Origin of the sequence: Arthrobacter sp. LAPM80, assembly GCF_046736435.1 — a bacterium.
Lineage (GTDB): Bacteria > Actinomycetota > Actinomycetes > Actinomycetales > Micrococcaceae > Specibacter.
Map to the genome: position 1 here is coordinate 167,687 of NZ_JBCHVD010000005.1, position 23,363 is coordinate 191,049.

The following is a 23,363-nucleotide window of genomic DNA, read 5'->3' on the forward strand; positions in this document are numbered from 1 at the left end:
TGTGTGCAGGGGCGTGAGCGGCCCATGAGCGCGAAATGGTCATCCGCTGGTGATATATCAACAGCGGATGACCATTTCGCAGTCATTGGCCCGGTGGGGAGGTGCTACTCCCCGACTACGAGGGTTTCAGTGCCGCGAACCTTGGCGGCATTCACGGCGATCATGGGGTTGACCACGGCCGCGAGGGCTTCCATGGCGTCGTCGAGTTCCAACAGCACGGGGTACTGGTGGGTGATGAGGGCGAGCAGATCATAGACGGCCTGCACGGCAACATCGCGTTCAAGGGTCGGTTCGACGCCGAGGAACACCTCCGATGCGTTGGCGGCGACCTCGTCCGAGTGCTCAAGGTGGCCCTGAGAGTAGCTCAGCGCGAAGGCCTGAATCTTGCCTTTTTTGCTCGGCTCCACGGAAGCACCGAAGGCGCTGGCGGGCTCGGCCCGCAGCACCAGTGCGCCGTGGGCGCCGGTCAGATCGTCCAGGAACATGCGCTGGACCAGGCCCGGGCTCAGCGGACCGGTGGGGTCCCACTGGTTCACCGACTCGTAGTAGCGGCCAACGACGTCTGTCAGCTCAACCGAACCGGTGGCCAGGTCCTGCACGCGCGCCTCGGCCTCAGCCTCGGTGCCCTCGCCGAACATGGGAAGTTTCAGTGCGCCGGGGCCCACCTCGAGGACCCTGTTGCGCTGCAAAACAGCCAGGCCCATGGCCTCGGCGAACGCCGCGCCCGAGGTGCCGGGGGCAACCTTGGTGCGCAACGCCGTCGTGCTGATGAGGCCGGCCTCGAGCGCGCCGTCAGCCTCGCGGCGCAGCATGGTCACCAAGGTGGCACCGACCCCTGCCCGGCGGTGGTCCTTGGCGACCTCGACGAACGCCCACAGGCGTGCCGGGTGCAGCTTGGTCGAATACACGACGGCGGCCGCGACAGGGATGCCCTGGTCCTCGGCGACGATGGTGCGCCGCCACGGGTTTGCGTCGCTTTCGGGCGCCAGTGCGGCACGGAACTGCCCGGCCGGGGCGGAGTCGGCATCTCCCCAGATCTGCCGAAGAGTCAGGTCGTCGCCGTCGCGCCACGGCCGGTAGGAAAGTTCAGCCATGCCTAGGCACCCAGGAGGCGGGTAGCCAGGTAGGCCTGCACCTGATCCAGGGGCACGCGCTCCTGGCTCATGGTGTCGCGCTCACGGATGGTTACCGCGTTGTCCTCAAGGGTTTCGAAGTCAACGGTGATGCAGAACGGGGTGCCGATCTCGTCCTGGCGGCGGTAGCGGCGGCCAATGGCGCCGGCGTCGTCGAACTCGATGTTCCAGTGCTTGCGCAGGGTGTTGGCAAGCTCCTTGGCCTTCGGGGACAGGTCCTCGTTGCGGCTCAGCGGCAGGACGGCAGCCTTGACGGGGGCCAGGCGCGGATCCAGCTTCAGGACCGTGCGCTTGTCCACGCCGCCCTTGGCGTTGGGGGCCTCGTCCTCCACGAATGCGTCCACAAGGAATGCCATCATGGAGCGGGTCAGGCCGAAGGACGGCTCAATGACGTAGGGGGTGAAGCGCTCGCCCGTGGCCTGGTTGAAGTAGCTCAGGTCGGTGCCGGAGCCCTTGGTGTGTGAGCCGAGGTCGTAATCCGTGCGGTTGGCGACCCCCATGAGCTCGCCCCACTGTGAACCCTGGAAGCCGAAGTTGTACTCAAAGTCGATCGTGCCGGCGGAGTAGTGGGCGCGCTCGTCCTCGGGGACGTCAAAGCGGCGCATGTTCTCCGGGTTGATGCCCAAATCAATGAACCAGTCCCAGCACAGTTCGACCCATTCCTTGAACCACTTCTCGGCGTCTTCGCCGGGAACAAAGAACTCAATTTCCATCTGCTCGAATTCACGGGTGCGGAAAATGAAGTTTCCGGGTGTGATCTCGTTGCGGAACGCCTTGCCGATCTGCCCGATGCCGAACGGGGGCTTCTTGCGGGAGGTGGTGAGCACGTTGTTGAAGTTCACGAAGATGCCCTGGGCGGTTTCCGGGCGCATGTAGGCCATGCCGGCCTCACTCTCGACCGGGCCCAGGAAGGTCTTCATCAGGCCCGAGAAGAGCTGAGGTTCGGTCCACTGGCCCTTGGTGCCGCAGTCGGGGCAGACAATGTCGTCCATGCCGTTTTCGGGCTCGCGGTTCTTCTTGGCCACGAAGGCCTCGATGAGGTGGTCCTGGCGGTGGCGCTTGTGGCACTGGGTGCACTCCACGAGGGGGTCGGTGAACGTGGCCACGTGGCCGGAGGCTTCCCAGACTGCCTTGGGCAAGATGATGGAGGAATCCAGTCCCACCATGTCCTCGCGGCCGCGGACGAATGACTGCCACCATTCGCGCTTGATGTTTTCCTTCAGCTCAACGCCGAGGGGGCCGTAATCCCAGGCCGATCGCGAACCGCCGTAAATCTCACCGGCCTGAAAAACAAAGCCGCGACGTTTCGCGAGTGAAATGACCTGGTCAAGCTTGGACTGAGGCGCCACTGTTTACTCCTATTAATTACGAGGCCGCTGGGTGCGGTCCGCCAGTGCCCAAGCCTACCGTTGCGTGCCGCCTGGAGAGGAATTGTTCCGTCCTGCGCTGAACTGGGGCGCGGGTTGGGCGCACAACAGTGTTCTGCGTTGAATTCAACTGCGGGCTGGGCGCACAACGGTGCAAGACGCACGACGGCGGCACGCGGCTTGCGCTGGAGGCCCACCCCCCGTGCCTACCGGTGGAGCAATATACAGGTGGGACTGCCAAAGTCCAGCGACTGCACCGGGAACGCACCGGGCAGGCCGTCGGCGTCGAGGTCGAAGACGGCAACGTTGTTTGATAGTTGGTTGGCCACGTACAGCTTTCCGCTTCCCCCGCCATGGCTGCCCAGTGCGAAGTGGCGTGGCCAGTTTCCGCCGCTGGCGACCTGGCGCAAAAAGACTGGCGGGGTGGGCGTCTGGTCCGTGTCGGCCGAAGCGGGCAGGCCGGCCACGTCGAGCACCACCAGCGTGTTGGGGCCCCGAACTGCCGCGTACAACTTGCTGCCGTCGCCGGACAGCTCAATATGGGAGGGATAAAACTCCTCGTCCCTGGCCTCCGTGTTTTCCGCCAGCACCGTCTTGAACAGCCAGTGCCAGTAATGGTCCCCGCCATGGACTGTGCGGCGCAGCACATGCACGCACCCGTCGAGTTCGCCCGCCACTAGAAGGAAGTCGCCCTTCAAGGCCACGTGGCGCGGACCTGTTCCCGGCGGCAGCTGTGCCGAACCGAGCAGTTCGTTGCCGCCGGCCAGCGCGTATTCATCGACGCGGTCCGCCCCTAGGTCGGCGACCAGGGCGGTTCCCCACGGTGTGGCCGTGACCTGGTGGGCGTGCGATTGCCCTTGCCGCCCGGGCACCGGTCCGCTGCCCGGGTGCGCAACAAGCTTCGGCTCGGAGACGGTATTTGCCAACAAATCGGCCAGCGAAAGCACGGCGGCGCTGCCCGAGGAGTAGTTGGCGGCCCACACCGTTCCGTCGGCGAAGGCCACGTGGCAGGGATCTGCCCCACCGGTTGACAGGCGCCCCAGAATGTTCAGATCCTGCCTGTCAAGGGCAAGCAGGTTCCCCTGGGGCAGTTCCTCCACGGCCAGCAGCACACCTCCTGCGGCAATCACGAAGGACGGATTCCGTACGGCAGCGCTTGCCCCCACCTGCTCCCCCACGGTGCCGTCGGGCAGCAGCCGAAATCCGGCGAGGCCGGGACCGGCACCGTAGCCTTCCTCGGTGTAGCCGCTGACAAAAAGGTCCGGGGTTGATGGCATGGGCTGGCTCCTGGTGGACAGTGAATCTTTACTACCAACGCTAGCGTGCCCGGCCAACAAACGCCTTGAATGACTCGGCGCTGCGATCCATGCGGCACAATTAACCCATGAGTTCACACGAGATCATTGACATCCCCATCCGCGACGACATGATCCGCCTGGGCCAGCTGCTGAAGTTGGCAAGCCTGGTCGAGGACGGCGTTGAGGCGACCGACGTCATCAAGGCCGGCCTCGTGAAGGTCAACGGCGAGATCGACGAACGACGCGGCCGCCAGCTCCACCACGGCGACACCGTGACGGTCAACGGCGAAACTGTCCGCATCACCACCGGCGGCTGAGAACCACACCGCACGACGGCGGGCACCCAAGCCAGGTGCCCGCCGTCGAACTTTAACAACTGCCTACTTGGCGTTCAGGACCTTGTACTGCAGGAACTCACCCACGTGCGAAATTTCCTGAGCGTTGATGCCGTGGAGAATGCCCGTGTACAGCACCTTGGTCAGCTTCACATGCCCGTGCATCCACGTGTTCGTCAGCTCAATGACGTATTCGGGAACAACGGGGTCCCCCTGGTCGCGGCCCCAAAAAACCTCCGGCTTCAGGGCAGCCACGGCGGCGTCGTCAAAGAACGGGTCCCCCTCGGCGTCGACAACAAAACCGGACAGGCCGACGACGGCGGCGTAGTCGCAGGGGCGGTGGCGCAGCAAGGAGGTGGCCATGCACATGCCCTGGGAGAAGCCGAGCAGGCTGACCGATGTGTGGCCGGCGCGCACGCTCTCAAGCCAGCGTTCGACGTCGGACGCGGACTCGGTCACGGCTGTCACCGAGTAGCTCAGGTCGTTGCGCAGCGGGAACCATGCGTAGCCGGGGCCGGCCGGCAACGGCGCGCGGACCGAGGCAACGGTGAACTCCGGGGGAAGCTGGGAGGCCAGGCTGAACAGATCGGCCTCGTCGGCACCGTAGCCGTGGAAAATCACCAGCAGGGGTGTTCCGGGGCGCTCATTTTCGGGACGTGACCAAAGGACTGTGGGGGTTTCACTCATGCGCTCATCTTTCCATGCACCCGGCGCCTGCCAAAAAGATCGGTGGCGCAAATCCGATATTTCCGGGCAGTATGGGAGGGTGAACGATTCCCTGCAGCAGCATCCCTGGACCCGATATGTCGCCATGGGCGACTCATTTACCGAAGGGATTGGCGACCCCGAACCGTCCAGCCCCGGCGGCTACCGGGGTTGGGCCGACCGCTTGGCTGAGGAGCTGAGCCGCAGTTCCGCCGATTTCAAGTACGCGAACCTTGCCATCCGCGGCCGCCTGCTGGGCCAGATCCTTGACGAACAGCTCGAGCCGGCCTTGAGCCTAAAACCAGACCTCATCAGCATCTCCGCGGGCGGCAACGACCTCATCCGGCCGGGCTCGGACCCTGACGCACTGGCCGAGAGGCTCGATGTGGCGGTGGGCAAGATGACCGCAGCCGGTGCCAGCGTGCTGCTCTTCAACGGCCCCGACATCCGCGCCACACCCGTGCTGGGCATCGTGCGCGGCCGGGTTGCGATCTATAACGAAAACCTGCGCACCATCGCAGCCCGCTACGATTGCGTCGTGGCTGACATGTGGTCGCTGCGCGAGCTGTCCGAACCGCAAATGTGGGCGGAGGACCGCCTGCACTTTGCCCCGCTGGGCCACCATACGATCGCTATCATGGCCCTGAATGCGCTCAATGTCCCGCACTCGCTGGTTCCCGAGATGCCCAAGCCGCTGCCTCCGCAGAAATGGCAGACGGCGCGGACCGAGGACCTGGTGTGGGCCCGGGAATACCTGATGCCATGGGTGCTGCGCCGGCTGCGCCACCAGTCATCGGGCGACGGCATATTCCCCAAGCGGCCCACCCCGGGGCCAGTGTTCGACCAGGGCGACGGGCCGGCCACGCGCCGGTAGCAGCCGCCGTTGGCAGGTCACACAGTGTTGGTTTCCCGGTCAGTTGTCGCAATCGAGGATCGTGCGCCCGCTATTACCACCGGCGAGGAGCATCGCGAACGCCTGCGGGATCTGCTCAAAGCCGCTGATGAGGGTGTGGACACTGTGAATTTTTCCCACGCGCAACCAGCTGGCGACGTCGTTCTGGAATTGCTCGCGCAGGTCTTCGTTTGCTGTCACGTCGAAGCCGCGCATGATCAGCTGCCGGTAGATCATGCGCGTGTAGTTTGCTGGGCCCCGCTGTTTGTTTCCCTGACCGTACTGTGACACGGCACCACAGACCACCACGCGCCCGCCGAAGCGCAGAAGCTCCAAGGCAGCTTCCAGCTGCTCTCCGCCCACGTTGTCATAAAAAAGGTCAATTCCCTCCGGTGCCGCCTCAAGAAGGAGGTCCAGGGCCGCCCCGTCGTGATGGTTGAAAGCCGCATCGGCACCCAATGACTTCAGGAGCGTGACCTTCTCCGATGAACCGGCACTACCGATCACGGCGGCTCCAACGGCTTTGGCGAACTGCACAGCACAGCTGCCCACTCCCCCTGCCGCTGCCGAAACGTAGACGGTATCCTGGGAGCGCACACCGCCAAAGCGCATCAGGCCTGTGTAGGCGGTGAAGCCGGTATGTCCAAGCACCGTCAGGTAATTCTCCAACGGAACATCAGATTCCGGTGCGGGAATGCGGCGCAATTCGCCTTCATCGGCGACGTCCATGCTGCGCCACGGAGATTTCCGCACCGCCATGTCACCGGGTTTGAAGCCTTCGTTACGGGATTCAACGACCTCCACGACGCCGTCGCTCGCCGGCACGTCGCCCGGGTGGATGCCCGGGCCATAGGCGGTGTCCGGACCCCCAATCCGGTTGGCCAACCCTGCGTTGAGGCCAAGTCTGCGCAAACGGACCATCACCTGGCCGTCGCCAAGATCCGGCAGCGGGACGGATTTGATCCGGAAATTCCCTGACTCCATGACACCGTGCGGGTAGCTGGCCAGCTGTACTTCGAGCGCATCCATGTCACCAGCCTAGGCCTACCCGGCGCTGGACTGGTCATGCTGTTGTGGTTGCTCCGTTAACGAGCACAGCCGGATGATCACTCTCACACCGAATCAGGGAATGTAATCGGGGTGACAGCGCGGTTCCGGTCCGGGGAGGGGAACCCTCGGCGCCGAGGGTCCCGCAGGCTCCACAGCACAGAAATTTTCCGGTGATACAGTCAAAAATTAGTAGCCCACGCGCATGACATGGAATGCCAGCCGACTCTTTGAACAGCCCCAGCTCCTTTCCTCCCGTCTTGTTGTCGTCGGGATCCCGTCAACCGAAAGCAGCAAAATGAACAAGAAGTGTGTCGCCATCATCGGGGCCGGTCCCGGGGTCAGTGCCGGCGTGGCCAGGAAGTTTGGCGCCAACGGCTTCACGGTGATCCTGCTCGCCAGGAACGTTGAATCACTTCGGCTTCGGGTTTCTGAGCTCCAGGACGCTGGTATTGAAGCCCAGGGCATCGTCGCCGATGTGACGGATCTGCAAAGCCTGCAATCGGCTTTCGCCCGCATCCACGCCGACCACGGGACCTTGGCTGCTTTGGTTTACAACGCGGGAGCCAACTCGATTGCCAACCCCTCCGTGCTGGACGCCGCGGACCTGGCCCGGGACTTCTCCGTGAACGTGGTCGGGGCGTTGACCTGCGCGCAGTTGGTGATCCCGTCCATGGTTGAACAAGGTAAGGGTTCGATCCTTTTCACCGGCGGTCTGCTCGCGTTGAATCCCGTTGCCTCCAGGGCATCTGCATCCATCAGCAAGGCCGGGCTGCGCAACCTGACCTTCACCCTGGCCGATGAGCTCACCGGGCAGGGCCTGAAGGTCGGCACCGTCACGATCGGGGGCGTCGTTGCGGCCGGCACCTTCTTCGATCCGGATTTGATCGCCGAAGCATTTTGGGACCTCCACACCGGGAAGGCAGCAGGAGAGGTCCTGTACGTGCAGCCCTAGCGGAAGCTTCCCCTAGGCGCACCGGCGGCCAACGGGGGTTCTCGACTAACGTTGGACCGTGTTTGAATCCCGCCAGCTTAGTGAAAATGTCAGCATGCGCATTCTGCGCCACAGCGACGCGCCAGCGCTTACCGCCGCATACGAGCGCAACCGCGAGCACCTTGCCCCGTGGGAACCGGTGCGCCCCGATGAGTACTACACCCAAGCATGGCAGGCTGGCGACATTGCAAGCCGGCTTGCAGCGACGGAAGCCGGCTCCGGATATCCCCTTGGCTTGTTCTGCGGCGCCACCCTTGTTGGCCGGTTCAACCTGGCCGGAATCGTGCGCGGACCCTTCCAAAGCGCGGGCCTTGGCTACTGGGTCGACGCCGGCTTCACGGGCCGCGGGCTTGCCTCGGCCGCGGTCAAGACGATTCTCGAGACGGCTCGTGACGAGCTCGGATTGCACCGCATCGAGGCAGGCACCTTGCTGAATAACATTGGCTCACAGAAGGTGCTGCTCAAGGCAGGCTTCGAGCACATTGGCGTGGCGCCGCGCTACTTGAAAATTGCCGGGTCATGGCAGGACCACAACCTCTACCAGGTGATCCTGCACGAGCAGTGATCCCTTATGGCCAGGACATCCGGTTTCCCGGACCTCCGGCGAGGGAGAAAGATGGGCGGCCACCTACGAGGTCGCGGCCGTGGCAGCCAGCGTGTTCAACAGCGCCGTGCCGATGGACCCGCCCACCTGCTGGCCCGTGTTGACTTTGGCCAAGGCGCGGCAAGAGCAGGTTGGTCGACAGCTGCGCGGCCAGGCACAGTGCGGCAACCAGGGGCATGGACCCAACACCTGCCTGTATGGGTGAATAGGGCCGTGACGACTGCACGTAATACGTGACAACAAGGAACATGCTGGCACCTGCGAATACCACCGAGGCGAAAGCGGCGCCGCGGTTGCTGCCGAGAAGGTCCGAGAGCTGCCCGCCGCTGCTAAAGCCGAGGTGGTGTCGAGCACCACCATGAGCTGGGCAGGGTCAGGGTCAAGGACAATCGTGGGGCTTGACTCCCACTGTTGGCTCTGAATTGCCCATGAAGAACGTCCCGCCCCCACTCCGTCCCGAGGATATGACAGCTTTCACGACTAGGATGGAAGGAGGCGCCCGTGTGGGCCCCATTGCCTGGAAGAGGTGTGTTGTGCCGATCATGATCGAGTCACTGGCGATGGGAACCGTTGCCGCGTCTTCGTCCAGCTCATTCACCATTCAGCCGTTCTTTGTGCTGATCATCATTGCTGTCGTGCTTTTCAGCACCTTCATCAGGGCTGCCGGCCGTAAGAGGCGGGACGGACAGCAAAACACGAACAACTCCAACCCCGCCGGCCGTGCCGGTGTTGCGCACCAGCCCACGAACGCGCCCTTTGTTGGAACGCTGCTCAACGGCGTGCCGATGAAAAATTATGACCCCGCCCACGGCCACCAGATAGCCAATTTCGCCAACGAGCGCATGAAGGCCGAGGCCGAGCTCAAGCGCCAGCTTGAAGCCCTTGATGCCGCACGCCGCAACGGCCAGGTCACGGCGGAACAATACGCCGTCCACCGCGAGGCAATTTTCAAGAACTTCTAACCGCCTGAACAACTAGGACGAAGATGCGACCTTCGTCCTCGTTGTTCAGGCCTTGAAGAAGGACTCCCGGAGCAGTTCACCCACGGTGGCAACCTCCGTCAGGAAGCCGTCATGGCCAATGGGCGAGTCAATGCGCCCAACGGCGACCTCCCCCGGAAGGGCAGCGGCAAGTTCTTCCGACTGGACGGGGAAGTACAGCCGGTCGCTGCTGACGGCAGCCACAAGGAATTCCACACCCTCGGTGCCAGCCAGCGCCTGTTCGAGGGTTCCGCGCCCGCGGGCCACGTCATGGCTCATGAGCGCCTCCGTGATGGCGATGTAGCTGTTGGCGTCGAACCGTCCCACCAGCTTGCGTGCCTGGTGGTCAAGGTAGCTTTCGACCCGGTACCTGCCCACAGCGTTGGGCTCGAGACGTTCGTGGCTGATGGTGCCGCCGTCGTCCTGGGCCTGACGGCCAAAGCGCGAACCCATCTCCGTCTCGGAGCGGTAGGTGATGTGGGCAATCCGGCGGGCGAGCCCCAAGCCGGCGGTGGGGGCCGCGCCGTCGTAATAGTCCCCGCCGGCAAAATTCGGATCCTGCCGGATGGCCAGCACCTGGGCCTGGGCAAAGGCGATCTGCTCCGCCGTGCTGGCCGCGCATGAGGCGACGACGGCGCACCGGCGCACCCGCTCCGGGTAGCTCGCAGCCCATTCAAGGGCGCGCGCACCACCCATCGACCCGCCGATGACCGCATGCCATGCGGTGACGCCCAGCTTCTGGGCCAGGCGCGCCTCGGCATGGACCGAGTCGCGGATTGTGACGAACGGGAACCGGGAGCCGTAGGGGCGCCCGTCCTCGGCAATGCTTGACGGGCCGGTGGTTCCATAGCAGCCGCCCACCATGTTGGCGCACACCACGAAGTACCTGTCGGTGTCGATGACTTCGCCGGGGCCAACGAGGCCTTCCCACCAGCCGTCCTCCTCGGAGTCGCCGCGGCTGACGTGCGTGCTGCCGGTGAGGGCGTGCTCAATGAGGACGGCGTTGTCGCCAGCCTCATTGAGCGTTCCCCAGCATTCAAAGGCCATGGTCACCGAGGGCAGGATGCCCCCGGCTTCCAGCGGCAGCGCACCGATATGGATCGAGCGCAGCAGCCCGCCGCCTTGGCCGACGGCGGCAGCCCAGGAGGTGCCGGCCGGCTCGGGAGTGCCGGTTTCAGTCTCAGGGGAAAACACTTTCTGCTCCGTCGCCGTATGAATCAGGTGAGTCATTTAGCTCACGGATTTTGCGGCGCGGAACCCGGCTTCGAGGTCGGCGAGGATGTCGGTGATGTTCTCCAGTCCCACCGAGAGGCGCACCAGGCCAGGGCGGACACCGGCGGCAAGCTGCTGCTCCGGTGAAAGTTGGGCGTGGGTGGTCGACGCCGGGTGGATGACAAGGGAGCGCACGTCGCCGATGTTGGCAACATGTGAGTGCAGTTCAAGGCCGTCGACGAAGCGCTTGCCTGCCTCGGCCCCGCCCACAATGTCAAAGGCGATGACGGCGCCTGTGCCCTTGGGACCGTACTTGCGGCCGCGCTCGAACCACGGGCTGGAGGGGATACCGGCATACGCCACGGCCTCGACGTTCTCGTTTTCCTCCAGCCAGCTCGCCACGGCGACGGCGTTGCTCACGTGGCGCTCGACGCGCAGGCTCAGGGTTTCGATGCCCTGGGCAATGAGGAAGGCGTTGAAGGGTGCGACGGCGGAGCCCAGGTCGCGCAGCAGCTGCACCCGGGCCTTGAGGATGTAGGCCAGGTTGGCACCCAGTGCGCTGCCCACACCCAGGTCGCGGGCGTAGACCAGGCCGTTGTAGGAATCATCGGGGGTGTTGAAGCCGGGGAACTTCTCCGGGTTGGCAGCGAAGTCGAACTTGCCGCCGTCGACAATCACGCCCGCGATGGCGTTGCCATGGCCGCCAAGGTACTTGGTGGCGGAGTGGATGACGATGTCGGCGCCCCATTCAAGCGGGCGGATCAGGTACGGGGTGGCCAGGGTGTTATCCACCAGCAGCGGCACACCTGCCTCGTGGGCGATGGCGCTGATGTTCTCAATGTCAAGGACGTCCTGGCGCGGGTTGGAGACAACCTCGCCGAAGAAGGCCTTGGTGTTGGGGCGCACGGCTGCACGCCACCCGTCAAGGTCATCGGGGTCGGAAACGAAGGTGACCTCGATGCCGAGCTTGCGAAGGGTGTTGGCGAACAGGTTGTACGTTCCGCCGTAGATGCTCGGGCTGGAGACGATGTGGTCGCCGGCTTCGGCAAGGTTCAAGATGGCGAAAGTGGTTGCCGCCTGGCCTGAGGCTAGCAGCAGGGCCGCCACACCGCCTTCGAGGCTGGCGATGCGCTGTTCGACGGCGTCCTGGGTGGGGTTGCCGATGCGGGTGTAAATCGGCTCCAGCTCGGCCAGGGCGAACCGCGCTGCGGCGCTTTCGGCTGAGGGGAAAACGAAGGATGATGTCTGGTAGATCGGCAGGGCGCGTGCACCGGTGGTGACGTCCGGCTCCTGGCCTACGTGGATCTGACGGGTTTCAAATGACCAACCGTTGCTCATGGATGTATTCCTTCACACTAGAGGCCTGCAGCAAAGCCCTCCTGCGCATCGTGCGTGCAGGGCTCTGGCGTCGATGGCCCGCGCTTGCACCGGAACCGGTCGGTTCGGTGCCAGGTCTTCACCCGGGGCACCCCACCGCGGATGGAGGGTTGCCGGTCAGCAAGCCGGGGCTAATTGCTGACACTCATGACCTATTTCCAGTGTGGAAGAAACACCTCTCCGCCGCAAGATTGTGACGAGTTTATGACTTTTCGCGAACATCTGCTTGAAATTCGGCCCAAAAAGTGGTTCATGGCGAACAAGTGGCTGACTGCGGCGCCACGTTCCGTGAGTGTCCACTTGACGTCGCTTGGCCGTTGCTGCGGCGGTTCAAGACGACGATATGTGGACACTCGTGGCAGCGTTGAGTTGCGTACGGGGCCTACTTGCCCAATCCAGCCCTTCGCAGCGCCTCGGCCATGGCGGTGTTGGCCGACGGCGGGGCGGCCTTCGTGGCCGACGGCGGCGCGGCCTTCGTGGCGGACGGCGGGGCAGCGTTGGGCCGCGCGCCAGCCTGTCCCGGCCCCCTCCGGCCCGCCCCGGCGCCCTGACCCTGGGCGCCCTGGCCCCCGGCGCGCGGCTGGCTGCGCACCGGGGTGCGGGAGCCGGCGTCGTGCTTGGAAGTACCACCAGGGGAAGCAGCATCGTCATCCAGGCGCAGGGTCAAGGAGATGCGCTTGCGTTCGGGCTCGACCTCCAGGACCTTGACCCGGACCACCTGCCCGGATTTAACCACTGTGTGCGGGTCAGACACGAAGGATTTGCTCATGGCCGATACGTGGACCAGCCCGTCCTGATGCACACCGATGTCCACGAACGCGCCGAACGCTGCAACGTTGGAGACCGTACCTTCAAGGATCATGCCGGGGCGCAGGTCGGTGATCTTCTCGACGCCGTCGGTGAAGGTTGCCGTTTCGAAGCGCGGGCGGGGGTCGCGGCCAGGCTTTTGCAGCTCGGAAACAATATCAGCAATGGTGGGCAGGCCGAAGCTGCCGTCGACAAAATCGGCAGGGTTCACGGCGGCAACCGCGCCGACACCGCCGGCGATGTCGGCCGGTTTGGCGCCGACGGCGGCGAGGATCTTGCGCGCTACGCCGTACGCCTCCGGGTGCACGCTCGAGGCGTCAAGCGGCTCCGCTCCCCCGGTGATGCGCAGGAATCCGGCACACTGCTCGAAGGCCTTCGGTCCCAGCCGGGCGACCTTGAGCAGCTCGCGGCGCTTGGTGAAGGGGCCGTTTTCGTTCCTGTGGGCCACAATGTTCTCGCTCAGGAGCGGCCCGACGCCGGCAACCCTCGCCAACAGCGCGGGCGAGGCCGTGTTCAGGTCGACGCCGACGGCGTTCACGCAGTCCTCCACGACGGCGCCGAGGGAGCGTTCAAGCTTCGCCGGAGTGAGGTCGTGCTGGTACTGGCCCACCCCGATGGACTTCGGGTCGATTTTGACCAGTTCGGCCAGCGGGTCCTGCAGCCGTCGGGCAATGGACACGGCGCCGCGCAGGGACACATCCATGCCGGGCAGTTCCGCGCCGGCAAGTGCCGAGGCCGAATACACGGAGGCGCCTGCCTCCGATACAACGAGCTTTGTCACCTGGCGTTCCGGTGCGATGCGCTTGAGCTCTGCCACGAGTTCGGTGGCGAGCTTGTCTGTTTCCCGGCTGGCCGTGCCGTTGCCGATGGCGACAAGTTCGACGTCGTACTTTTGCGCAAGGGCGAGCAAAGTGGCCAGGGATTCATTCCACTTCCGGACCGGAGCGTGGGGGTAGATGGTGTCGGTGGCGGCGACCTTGCCCGTGCCGTCAACCACGGCAACCTTGGTTCCTGTGCGCAGGCCCGGATCCAGGCCGAGGGTGGCCCGGTTTCCGGCGGGCGCGGCGAGCAGCACATCACGCAGGTTGGCGGCAAAGACCCGGACCGATTCCTCCTCCGCACTTTGGAAAAGCCGCACGCGCAGGTCAACTGAAAGGCGGGTCAGGACGCGGGTGCGCCAGGCGAGCCGGGCGCTTGTCATGAGCCATGAGTCGGCGGCCCGACCGGAATCGACGATGCCCAGGGAGTGGGCCACCGCGTTTTCATAACCGGCCCGGGCCTGCGCCTGAGCGTCGGCGTCGCGGGGGTCACCCTCGCTCAGGTCGAGGGAAAGCACACCTTCTTTTTCGCCACGCAGCAGGGCAAGGACCCGGTGGCTGGGCAGGGTGTGCGGGGGCTGGGCGAAGTCGAAGTAGTCCTTGAACTTCTCGCCCTCGGCGTCCTTGCCGGTTTTCACCGAGGAACGAAGACGGCCCTTTTTCCACAGCCTTTCGCGCAGCTCCCCCACGAGTGCCGCGTCGGCTCCCGCCCGCTCAATCAGGATGGACCGTGCCCCGGCGAGGGCGTCATCAGCGGTGGCCACGCCGCGGCCTGCGTCAACGAAGGAATCCGCTTCCACCGCAGGGAACCGTGACGGGTCTTTTAGAAGCGCGTCGAGCAGGGGTTCCAGTCCGGCCTCGCGGGCGGCGTCGGCTTTGGTCTTGCGGGTTGACTTATATGGAAGGTACAGGTCCTCGAGGAGGGCCTTTGAGTCGGCCGCGTCGATGGCCCGGCGCAGTTCGGTGCTCAGCTTGCCCAGGCTGTGGATAGTCTCCAGCACGACGGCGCGGCGCGCCTCGAGCTCACGCAGGTAACGCAGGCGCTCGTCAAGGTCGCGCAGCTGTGCGTCATCAAGGGTCCCGGTGGCTTCTTTGCGGTACCGGGCAATGAAGGGGACGCTCGCGCCGTCGTCCATCAGGGCGATCGCGGCGCGAACCTGGGCCGGGCGCACACCCAGCTCCGCGGCAATCGCGGCACAGATCCGGTCTTCGCGGGCGGCAGCGGTGGGCAGGGTCAGGGGTGCGGCGGCAGTGTCAGTCACCCTCCAATTCTGCCCCACGTGGGGAGGCACCGAATCACCTCATCATCTGACGTCCCATGTGGCTTAGGTAACACTAAGTCGAGCGTAGTGACACAAAGTGTCAAGATGGGCACATGCGAATGGATCATGTTTCTTACGCCAGTGAATCAGACGGATTGGCTGCCACCACGGAGCGAATCGCGACCGCCCTCGGGGTCGATGCAGTGCGAGGTGGAATCCACCCGCGCTTCGGCACCCGCAATATGATCATCCCCCTCACGGACCATCATTATGTGGAAATCGTTGAGTGCCTCAACCACCCCGCTTCCGACAAGGCGCCGTTCGGCCAGGCCGTCAAGGCCCGCTCCGCAGCCGGCGGCGGATGGATGGGCTGGTGCGTCGCCGTTGACGACCTCGCCCCGTTCGAGGAACGCCTGGGCCGCAGCGCCGTCCCTGGCAACCGCAAGTTCCCTGACGGTCAGGAATTGGTCTGGCAGCAGATCGGCATCAAGGGCCTGATTGCCGACCCGCAGGTCCCTTACATGCTCAAGTGGGAGGGTGACCCCGCATTGCATCCCTCCCTTGCACGCACCTCAACCGTGAAGTTGTCCGCACTGACCATTGCCGGCAGTGCCGAGCGTGTCACCGAATGGCTCGGCGAGCCCGTGGAGAAGCCGCTCGATGACGTGGCCGTGGAGTGGATCGCCCCGCGCGGCACGCCCGGCATCATGAGCGTCACCTTCGAGACGGCCAGCGGCCCGGTGACGATCTAGTTTTTCGGGCACCTTCGAACGGCATCCCTGCGGGGGTGCCGTTTTCGTTTCCCGGTTCGACGGGACGCGGCGAGTTCTGAGCTTGGCTGCCGGATGCATCGTTGCAGGCTGCTTTTCGCAGCTCAGCTCGGCTTAGCTCTCGGCGCGGATCGGCCCGGATCAGCCGGATCAGCCGGATCAGCCGCCAAAGCCGAGCGCCGGGCCCAGGGTGAATGCGGCGACGTCGACAAGGGAGTGTGCAATGACCAGCGGCATGACCCGCCCGTACTTCTTGTACAGCCAGCAAAACAGCAGGCCCATGAGGACGTTGCCAAGGAACGGCCCGAAGCCCTGGTACAGGTGGTAGCTGCCGCGGATGAGCGAGCTGACAACAGCCGCGGTAATGGGCGCCAGGCCAATCTTCTCCAACCGGCCCAGCAGGTAGCCCACCATGATGACTTCCTCCAGCAGTCCGTTGTGGATTGCGGAGAGGACGAGGACCGGGATGGTCCACCAGTACTGGTGCAGGGCGCTTGGAATGATCTCGGTGGTGATCCCCATGGCGCGGCCCGCCGCGTACAGCCCCAACGACGGCACGCCGATGACAACCAGCAGCCCAAGAGCACCCAAACCGTCGCGCCACGGATGGCGGAAGTCCAGCCCCATCCGCCTAAATACCGACTTCCCGGGTTCGGCCAGCAAGTAGAACACGAGAAAAACGGGGACCACGGCGAAAAAGATGCCCAGCAGCTGGTACGTCAGATCAAAGTATTCGCGGCTGCTTTGGACCTTGTTCAGTGTCGAGGTGCCCTGCGCGATGGGGGCCTGCGACAACTTTTGCAGCAGTGAGACCACCGAGTACACCGCCGACTGCCCCAGCGAGAGCCCCAGCACCAGCAGCACCTCAAAGATGAGCCGCCGCCTCGACCGGCCGCCCCGCCCCGGACGTTCGACGCCGGATCCCCCACCTGCTGCTGTGGGCGCGGGTTGCCCGCCGCCAGGCGCTGACATGGCTGGCACTGATTCACTCATACTGCAATCATGCCCGGTGGGGTCATGAAATGTCGCAGTTTGACGTTTCCGAGGGACCGAATGTGGCTCCGGCGGCGTGACTGGGCCCACATGCCCGAGGGACCCGAACCGAGCGTAGGATCCCACGCGAGACGACCACGCAAACGATTAGAGTTCAAGAAACCGATCGAGCTGATCGAACCCTCCTGTTGCAATGACCGCCGGAATCCACCGTTCCCCTATCGGCGTCTCTTGGCCCGAGCGCCGAACTCGTCAAGAACCCGCACAACATCCTTCGCCAGCCAAATGCGGTTGCGTCGTCCGCTCGAGATTTGGATCAAGATGCCAGCATCGACAAGGCGGTTGATGGCGACCTGGGCATTGACGGCTGAAATACCAAGTTGATTTGCAGCGGCTGCGGTGTCAATAACTGGCTGGCGAAGGATGATACCCACGAGCCGGTGGGCCGCGGAGTCTCGCCTGGCCTTAACCCGGTCGCGCCAATCAAGCTGGACAGTTTCTAAGTCGTCGACGAGGATGCGACCATTGTGAACTGCCGCGAACGATGCCTCAGCTATGGAGCGAACTATAGGTGCGATGTCTCCTGTCCGGTAGGCACCGAGGGCATCGAAATAACGACTCGTGTCGTGGAGCAAACCCGCAGAGACCGGAACGGCGACATTGCGCGTTAGCTGCCCTCCACGCAGCATCGCCTGGATAAGTGCCCGGCCGACTCTGCCATTGCCATCGGGGAATGGATGGATTGTTTCAAATTGGGCATGGGCAATCGCGGTCTGAACAAGAACAGGAAGATCGCCGCGATTGGCGAAGGCGACAAGATCGTCCATGAGTGCGGTGACTCGCTCGTGATGGGGCGGGATGAACTGTGCGGTGTGGGGCCCGAGACTCCCTCCTCCGATCCACACCTGCCGATCGCGCCAATGACCGACGATGTCGGGATTGCTTTGCTCGAGTAGCGCCCTGTGCATTTCCAAGATGGCGTGGCCATCAATGGATTCGGACAGTGTGAGCGCTGCTTGCATGGCTCTGACGTTGCCCACGATCAGCTGCGCGTTCTTCGAGGCGTGCTCACCGAGTTCCGCCAGGGCGATCTGTCGCGCGTCACTAGTTAGGTTCTCAATCTCTGAGCTGGAGGCACTTTCCGTGCGCAAGAGAATGGATGCGAATGATGCTGCAATCTGCCCTACTTCGGCGTCGAAGCGGGCGAGTTCACTGGCTGCTTCTTCAGTTAGAGCTTGCAATTCGCCATCAATATGGATTTTCAGAACGGAAATGAATGGGGGCACCGCGGCCAGATAAGACCCGGTAGCCCGGCGTCTTTGTGTACGTGAGCCATACTCGTCTTGGACGTTGTGCCACGGTCGCTCTTCATAGCCCAGTGATGGCCAGTCCGCGTTCTGCTCAAACATTGACATGATCCAAGCATACCTATGTTTAATTAAATATCCATTGGTATGGGTCCGTGCGGTTCTGATCTTCTCCCAACGGCGCCGCTCGTCGGCCGGGTACTGTTACTGGCGTCCCGCAGGCCGTTTCTTTGCGGGACGCACGCAACATGGATAGCCAGGGATTCTCAATCTTGATGACGGCCACAACCAGGCCAATGACTGATGACGTGTAATGGGGAGAAGTGACACGCTGGGCCCACACGCCCGAGGGCCCCGAACCGAGGAACGAGGCTCCGGCGGCGTGGCTGGGCCCACACGCCCGAGGGACCCGAACCGAGGAACGAGGCTCCGGCGGCGTGGCTGGGCCCACACGCCCGAGGGCCCCGAACCGAGGAACGAGGCTCCGGCGGCGTGGCTGGGCCCACACGCCCGAGGGCCCCGAACCGAGGAACGAGGTTTGGGAGGGCGTGGGGACTAGGCTCGTTCCATGAGCGCTCCCCGCCAAATCATCATGATCCGCCATGGACAGTCGGCGGCGAATGTTGATCAGACCATTTACAACCGGCTCCCCGACTACAGGATCCCGTTGACGGAGCTCGGCGTGGCCCAGGCGAGGGAGGCGGGCGAGCAGGTCCGCCGGCAGCTGGATGGCCAAAAAGTGCGGGTGTATGTTTCCCCTTATTTACGCGCCTATCAGACGCTCGAGGCCCTGAACCTTGGGGACCTGGTGGAGACCATCATGGAGGAGCCGCGGTTGCGTGAACAGGACTGGGCGAATTTTCAAAACCCGTCGGAGATCGCGGACCAAAAGGAACTCCGCAACGCCTATGGGCATTTCTTTTATCGATTCCGCGAGGGTGAATCCGGCTCGGACGTCTACGACAGAGTGTCCTCTTTCATGGAAACCCTGTACAGGCATTGGGCTCGGCCCGACTACGCACCCAACACCTTGCTTGTCACGCACGGGTTGACGATGCGGCTGTTTTGCATGCGCTGGTTCCACTGGTCGGTGGAGTATTTTGAGTCCCTGAACAACCCGGGCAACGCCGATATCCGCACGCTGCTCAAGGACGGGCCACGCTACACACTGGACACCGCGTTCGAGCAGTGGACAGCCGCGGTCCCGACGAATACGGTGCTTGATGCCCCCGACCATATTTGGTGACCAACCGAATCCCATTGCGCAACACTGCGCTGGCCTAATTATATTTTCGGGCGCGCCTAAGCGTAGCCCTGCCTAAGTACCGGGGCACACCCCAGTCGTAACGTCGAGTGGACTCCGGAGTATTTGGGTGCTTGCACCATTGGTCATCGGCCTTCGCGAAGGTCCTGAGGCTGCCCTGAGTGTGGGCGTGATCGCGGCCTTCCCGCGCCGCAACGGCACTTCGCTCAAACCCATTGGGCTTGGCGTGGGTGCTGCGGCCGTTGTCATCGTGACGTTTATCATCCTGTGGATGAGCAAGAACTCCCGCTCCATGAAGTCGACACTCGAGGCCTGCGCCGGTTCTGCGCTCAAGGGCGGCTCCGTCATGGCACTCTCGGGCATGGCCTTCCTTGCGGTCTTGCGTGAAGGTGTTGAAACCGCTGTCTTCATGGTTGCCGCCTTCCAATCCTCGATGACGCAGCTGGCTGCCGGCTTTGGCGCGGTCCTTGGCCTGGTCATGAAATCGCTGCGTACTGCGCACGAGGCCGGCTGGCCCAACGTGGGCGAGGGCAGCACAATCAACCTCCCCTGGCTGGTCCCAAACTGCACCGCACGGGCCGCCATCCTCTCCGGCGGCTTCCCTTGCCACACGTCCGACGCCGGCCATCACCTCCTCCGGCGACCCTTCAGTCTCGCTGCGGGTTGTGCTGGGAACGCACACCCAAGCCGTTGCCAGCGGGGCCAACAACGCCGCACTCGACGCGAACGGCGCTCAACCCCGTCACTGGCCCTGGTTGAAACCGCCGCCGACGGCAGCGAGGAAAGCCATGCGCTCACCGCCCACGGAACCGAGTCCCATGCAGGCCGCACGGCATCCGTTTTCACGGCCGAACCACCCTCCGGCGCCATCGATGAACCGGCAACGCTGTTAACAAAGGACCTTGCCGGGATCAACGGCGGCAGGATGCCTGTGGCATCAGTTCATCCGCCAACCCCGGCCGTTTTGCCACATCCTGGAAGCACAAGGGCACCATCACGCTGTGGCTCGCGAACGGCGTCATCATTGATGCCGTCAACACTCAGTGCACCGCACTGACCCTCAGCGGTGGCGGCCTCCCGACGGCCGCCCCGTCACCTATACCGTCGCAAACTAGGACGCCTCCGGCGTCAGTGAGGTGGAGCTGCTCAGCGACAAACGCATCCTGGGCGAACGTGAAAACGTGATCCCCGGCCTGAGGCCTGTCAATTTCACCGTCACCCTTGCAGGTGGCCGTGGCTGCACGGCAGGCGGCCGTGGACTCCGGAGATGTTGGCGCCAGCCAAAACGCCTACGCCGCGGCCCGTCCCTTCTGTGAGCGGATCGAACCCGTTGCCGAGAGCTTCCCCGATCTGGACCCAGCCCTTGACCTCCGCATGGCCGACGTCGTGCCCGGAACGGACTGGACAGGCTTCCATCCCTTGGAAAAGGACCTGTTCGAGTCAAAAGCCGTCACGGAAAAGTCCGCGGCACTGGCCGCCGGCATTGTGAAGAATGTGGGCACCCTCAAGACGCTGACCCAGGAGCCGCAAACCAAGGGCGGCTACAAGCCCGAGGAACTCGCCATAGGCGGACGCGCAACTTTCGCGCCGCCGCTTCCTTCGCGGATCGGCGGCAGCAACCGGGCCGGTGTCTGAGGCCGAACGTGTGGCGCAGCGGGCTTCCCTGGCGTACCCCTACTACGGGGAGCACCAGGGCGGAATCGACACTCCCCCGCAGGACCACCTGGTGTTCATGGCCTTTGACGTGAGCGCCACGAGCCCTGTGGAACTGCAGCTGGTGCTGGCGAAGTGGTCGGCGGCCATGGCCGAGATGACCGGCGGCGACCTGTGCATCCAGGCGTGCGCCAACGATCCCCAGCTCACTTACCACGCTGTGCGCAACCTGGCCCGCACGGCGGTCAAGACCAAGTGGACGGTCCTGGGGTTTGGGCGGGCCTCCGCCGGAGCGGGCCAGAGCACCCCGCGGAACGTGATGGGATTCAAGGACGGTGCACGCAACATCACCACACGGGAGGATTTCGCTGAGCATGTGTGGGTTGGTGACGAGGCAAGGCAGCCATGGATGGCCGGCGGCAGCTACCTGGTGGCTCGCAAGATCCACCTGCTCATCGAGACCTGGGATGAAGACCCGATCGGTGATCAGCAACGCATCTTCGGGCGCACCAAGCTGCACGGTGCGCCGCTGTCCGGGACCGCCGAGCACGACGTCCCGGATTTTCACGCGGTGTCCGCAGGCGTGCCGAGAATTGCACCCGACTCCCACATTGCCCTCGCAGTCCATGAAAACAACAACGGAAACAAGATCCTGCGCCGTGGCTACAACTTCACCGACGGGCTGGACTCCGTGGGCCGTCTCGATGCCGGCCTGATGTTCCTGAGCTTCCAGAAAAACCCGGAACAGTTTGTGGCATTGCAAAGCAGGCTCGGAAAATCCGACAGGCTCAACGAGCACATCCGCCATGTTGGATCAGGCGGGGTGGCCGGCCCCGCACCCCCAGAAAACCACTACTCCGGCTGCGGCGCCACAATCACGTGGGTACCCGCCTCACGGAACGCCGCAAGCTGCTCCTCGGTGATGCGTGAGTCAGTGATCAGGTTGCGGAATTCGTGCTCCTCCATGGTGGCGAAGGCGCGCTTTCCAATCTTTGACGCGTCGGCAAGGATATAGGCCTCGGAGGCGCGGCGGCCCATCTTTGAGTTCACAGACGCCTCGCCCTCATCATTGGTGGTGGGTCCGGCACCGGGTTCGATGCCGTTGACGCCAATGAACGCAAAGTCAAGGGCCACGCGCTGCAGGATCGAATCGGCATACGGTCCAACGAGCTCGTAGGAGCGCGGGTTCACGATGCCGCCTGTGACCATGATCTTGAAGTTGGGCCGGATGGCCAGCTGGGCCGCAATATTGATCGCATTCGTGACAACTGTCAGCGTTGGCCGGTTGGATTGTTCCATCAGGTCCTCGCGCGTGGACAGCACCTGGGCCAGCGCCGTGCTGGTGGTGCCTCCGCACAAGCCGATGACAGCACCCTTGGGGATCAGGGCGCTGGCTGCCAGTGCGATCTGGTGCTTTTCTTCGGCGTGGTCGTCGCGGTTGTACCGCCCGGGCAGGTCATAGGAGACAGAACCGCTCCTCGCACCGCCACGCGTGCGCGTCAGCAGACGCTCGTTGGCCAGGGAGTCAAGGTCTCGGCGCGCGGTGGCGGGGGAAACCGCCAGCTTCTCCACGATCTCGTCCACTTCAACCTGGCCGTCGGCAGCCAGGATGTCCAGGATCGCGGTGAGTCGTTCAGTTCTGTTCATGTGCCAATCCTAGGGGCCAAGCGGCCCTCGTTATGAGTTGGATGCGGCAGTGGCGCCGGCAAACAAGTCCAGCAGGCGTGAAACCTCGGGGATCAGGGCTGCGCGACCTGCTCCCAGGTACTTGCGGGAATCAACCACCGAGGGGTTGGCGTCGAGGAATTCGCGCACCGCCCGGGTGAAGAATCCGTTCAGGTGGGTTGAGACGTTGATCTTGGTCATGCCGGCCGCGATGGCCGCAACAATATTCTCATCCGACACACCCGAGGAGCCGTGCAGCACCAGGGGCACGTCCAGAGCAGCCTTCAACTCTGCAATCCGGGCGAGGTTCAGCGCGGCGCTGCGTTCGGTCATGGCGTGGGAGGAACCCACGGCAACGGCCAACGCGTCAACGCCGGTGGCGGCGACGAAGGCTGCGGCCTCGGCCGGGTCGGTCAGTACGCCGGGGGCGTGGGCCCCGTCCTTGCCGCCAACCTTGCCGAGTTCGGCCTCAACGTACACGCCGCGTGCGTGGGCGTAGGCTGCAACGCGTGCCGTGACCTCAACGTTCTGCTCGTACTCAAAGTGCGCACCGTCGTACATGATCGAGCCGAAGCCAAGGTCCACCGCCTCGTACGCCAATGCCTCATCCTCCGCATGGTCAAGGTGCACGGAAACCGGCACCGAGGCCTTGCGGGCAGCAGCCAGCGTGGCCAGGGCAACGGGCTCAAGTCCGCCGTGGAATTTGGCGCAGTTTTCGGAGATCTGCAAGATGACGGGTCGGCCGGCGGCCTCGGCGCCGCCGATCAGCCCCTCGATGGTTTCGAGGTGGATCACGTTGAATGCGCCCTGGCCGGTGCCTGCCTTGGCGGCGAGGTCCATGAGGTCGCTGGTGTTGGTCAAAGCCATGAAATTAGATTCC

At 64.1% G+C, this 23,363-nt stretch carries 21 protein-coding genes, 1 pseudogene and 1 riboswitch; of the genes and pseudogenes, 10 read left to right on the top strand and 12 right to left on the bottom strand.

Annotated features, from left to right (window positions below; all coding sequences use genetic code 11):
- Positions 1-104 precede the first annotated feature (104 nt).
- The 3 genes from AAGW05_RS07655 to AAGW05_RS07665 form a co-directional block, all read right to left on the bottom strand.
- The gene (locus AAGW05_RS07655; protein WP_411803893.1) at positions 105-1,094 is read right to left on the bottom strand and encodes a GNAT family N-acetyltransferase; all 990 of its coding nucleotides are present in this window, start codon (positions 1,092-1,094) and stop codon (positions 105-107) included.
- Positions 1,095-1,096: 2 nt separating this feature from the next.
- The gene (locus tag AAGW05_RS07660; RefSeq protein WP_411803894.1) at positions 1,097-2,482 is read right to left on the bottom strand and encodes a glycine--tRNA ligase; all 1,386 of its coding nucleotides are present in this window, start codon (positions 2,480-2,482) and stop codon (positions 1,097-1,099) included.
- A gap of 224 nt (positions 2,483-2,706) precedes the next feature.
- Complete coding sequence (locus tag AAGW05_RS07665; protein WP_411803895.1) at positions 2,707-3,777, bottom strand: lactonase family protein; 1,071 nt, start codon at positions 3,775-3,777, stop codon at positions 2,707-2,709.
- Positions 3,778-3,884: 107 nt separating this feature from the next.
- Here AAGW05_RS07665 and AAGW05_RS07670 point away from each other — a divergent pair, with 107 nt between their 5' ends.
- The gene (locus tag AAGW05_RS07670) at positions 3,885-4,115 is read left to right on the top strand and encodes an RNA-binding S4 domain-containing protein (RefSeq protein ID WP_411803896.1); all 231 of its coding nucleotides are present in this window, start codon (positions 3,885-3,887) and stop codon (positions 4,113-4,115) included.
- A 63-nt stretch (positions 4,116-4,178) separates the two neighbouring features.
- Here AAGW05_RS07670 and AAGW05_RS07675 read toward each other — a convergent pair whose 3' ends face one another.
- Complete coding sequence (locus AAGW05_RS07675; RefSeq protein WP_411803897.1) at positions 4,179-4,820, bottom strand: alpha/beta hydrolase; 642 nt, start codon at positions 4,818-4,820, stop codon at positions 4,179-4,181.
- Between the two features lie 124 nt (positions 4,821-4,944).
- Here AAGW05_RS07675 and AAGW05_RS07680 point away from each other — a divergent pair, with 124 nt between their 5' ends.
- On the top strand, positions 4,945-5,712 hold the full coding sequence (locus AAGW05_RS07680; protein WP_411803950.1) for an SGNH/GDSL hydrolase family protein: 768 nt from the start codon (positions 4,945-4,947) through the stop codon (positions 5,710-5,712).
- A 39-nt stretch (positions 5,713-5,751) separates the two neighbouring features.
- On the opposite strand, the gene AAGW05_RS07685 is transcribed toward AAGW05_RS07680, so the two are convergent.
- Positions 5,752-6,759: a zinc-binding dehydrogenase gene (locus AAGW05_RS07685; RefSeq protein WP_411803898.1), complete on the bottom strand. Its 1,008-nt coding sequence runs from the start codon at positions 6,757-6,759 to the stop codon at positions 5,752-5,754.
- 223 nt (positions 6,760-6,982) lie between these two features.
- Between AAGW05_RS07685 and AAGW05_RS07690 the strand changes: the two genes are divergently transcribed.
- From AAGW05_RS07690 to AAGW05_RS07700, 3 genes are all read left to right on the top strand, one after another.
- Entirely contained in the window at positions 6,983-7,732 is a 750-nt protein-coding gene (locus AAGW05_RS07690; RefSeq protein WP_411803899.1) for an SDR family oxidoreductase, read from the top strand.
- A 94-nt stretch (positions 7,733-7,826) separates the two neighbouring features.
- Positions 7,827-8,336 (top strand): GNAT family N-acetyltransferase, encoded by a 510-nt coding sequence (locus AAGW05_RS07695; RefSeq protein WP_411803951.1) that lies wholly within the window; start codon positions 7,827-7,829, stop codon positions 8,334-8,336.
- Positions 8,337-8,917: 581 nt separating this feature from the next.
- Positions 8,918-9,337, top strand: a complete 420-nt coding sequence (locus tag AAGW05_RS07700; RefSeq protein WP_411803900.1) for a hypothetical protein — start codon at positions 8,918-8,920, stop codon at positions 9,335-9,337.
- 45 nt (positions 9,338-9,382) lie between these two features.
- On the opposite strand, the gene metX is transcribed toward AAGW05_RS07700, so the two are convergent.
- The 3 genes from metX to AAGW05_RS07715 all read right to left on the bottom strand — a co-directional run bounded on the left by metX (position 9,383) and on the right by AAGW05_RS07715 (position 14,831).
- The gene (metX, locus tag AAGW05_RS07705) at positions 9,383-10,549 is read right to left on the bottom strand and encodes a homoserine O-acetyltransferase MetX (protein ID WP_411803901.1); all 1,167 of its coding nucleotides are present in this window, start codon (positions 10,547-10,549) and stop codon (positions 9,383-9,385) included.
- A gap of 36 nt (positions 10,550-10,585) precedes the next feature.
- Positions 10,586-11,905 (bottom strand): bifunctional o-acetylhomoserine/o-acetylserine sulfhydrylase, encoded by a 1,320-nt coding sequence (locus AAGW05_RS07710; RefSeq protein WP_411803902.1) that lies wholly within the window; start codon positions 11,903-11,905, stop codon positions 10,586-10,588.
- A 75-nt stretch (positions 11,906-11,980) separates the two neighbouring features.
- Positions 11,981-12,097: riboswitch (SAM riboswitch) on the bottom strand.
- 229 nt (positions 12,098-12,326) lie between these two features.
- Positions 12,327-14,831: a Tex family protein gene (locus AAGW05_RS07715; RefSeq protein ID WP_411803903.1), complete on the bottom strand. Its 2,505-nt coding sequence runs from the start codon at positions 14,829-14,831 to the stop codon at positions 12,327-12,329.
- 113 nt (positions 14,832-14,944) lie between these two features.
- Here AAGW05_RS07715 and AAGW05_RS07720 point away from each other — a divergent pair, with 113 nt between their 5' ends.
- Complete coding sequence (locus tag AAGW05_RS07720) at positions 14,945-15,583, top strand: VOC family protein (RefSeq protein ID WP_411803904.1); 639 nt, start codon at positions 14,945-14,947, stop codon at positions 15,581-15,583.
- Positions 15,584-15,760: 177 nt separating this feature from the next.
- On the opposite strand, the gene AAGW05_RS07725 is transcribed toward AAGW05_RS07720, so the two are convergent.
- Positions 15,761-16,594 carry a CPBP family intramembrane glutamic endopeptidase gene (locus AAGW05_RS07725; protein ID WP_411803905.1) on the bottom strand — a complete coding sequence of 278 codons (834 nt, stop codon included), beginning with the start codon at positions 16,592-16,594 and terminating at the stop codon, positions 15,761-15,763.
- Positions 16,595-16,812: 218 nt separating this feature from the next.
- Positions 16,813-18,009, bottom strand: coding sequence for a Fic family protein (locus AAGW05_RS07730; protein ID WP_411803906.1), 1,197 nt, complete (start codon positions 18,007-18,009; stop codon positions 16,813-16,815).
- A gap of 460 nt (positions 18,010-18,469) precedes the next feature.
- On the opposite strand from AAGW05_RS07730, the gene AAGW05_RS07735 reads away from it, so the two are divergent.
- From AAGW05_RS07735 to AAGW05_RS07750, 4 genes and pseudogenes are all read left to right on the top strand, one after another.
- On the top strand, positions 18,470-19,147 hold the full coding sequence (locus AAGW05_RS07735; RefSeq protein WP_411803907.1) for a histidine phosphatase family protein: 678 nt from the start codon (positions 18,470-18,472) through the stop codon (positions 19,145-19,147).
- 127 nt (positions 19,148-19,274) lie between these two features.
- Positions 19,275-20,222: an FTR1 family protein gene (locus AAGW05_RS07740; RefSeq protein WP_411803908.1), complete on the top strand. Its 948-nt coding sequence runs from the start codon at positions 19,275-19,277 to the stop codon at positions 20,220-20,222.
- A gap of 176 nt (positions 20,223-20,398) precedes the next feature.
- Positions 20,399-20,800: an imelysin family protein gene (locus AAGW05_RS07745; RefSeq protein ID WP_411803910.1), complete on the top strand. Its 402-nt coding sequence runs from the start codon at positions 20,399-20,401 to the stop codon at positions 20,798-20,800.
- A 175-nt stretch (positions 20,801-20,975) separates the two neighbouring features.
- Positions 20,976-21,632: pseudogene (locus AAGW05_RS07750) on the top strand (Dyp-type peroxidase); the annotation flags it as partial.
- Between the two features lie 38 nt (positions 21,633-21,670).
- Here the strand turns inward: AAGW05_RS07750 and AAGW05_RS07755 are convergent.
- Together AAGW05_RS07755 and AAGW05_RS07760 are read right to left on the bottom strand one after the other, a co-directional pair.
- Positions 21,671-22,465: a DeoR/GlpR family DNA-binding transcription regulator gene (locus tag AAGW05_RS07755; protein ID WP_411803911.1), complete on the bottom strand. Its 795-nt coding sequence runs from the start codon at positions 22,463-22,465 to the stop codon at positions 21,671-21,673.
- 30 nt (positions 22,466-22,495) lie between these two features.
- The gene (locus AAGW05_RS07760) at positions 22,496-23,350 is read right to left on the bottom strand and encodes a class II fructose-bisphosphate aldolase (protein ID WP_411803912.1); all 855 of its coding nucleotides are present in this window, start codon (positions 23,348-23,350) and stop codon (positions 22,496-22,498) included.
- Positions 23,351-23,363: the final 13 nt, after the last annotated feature.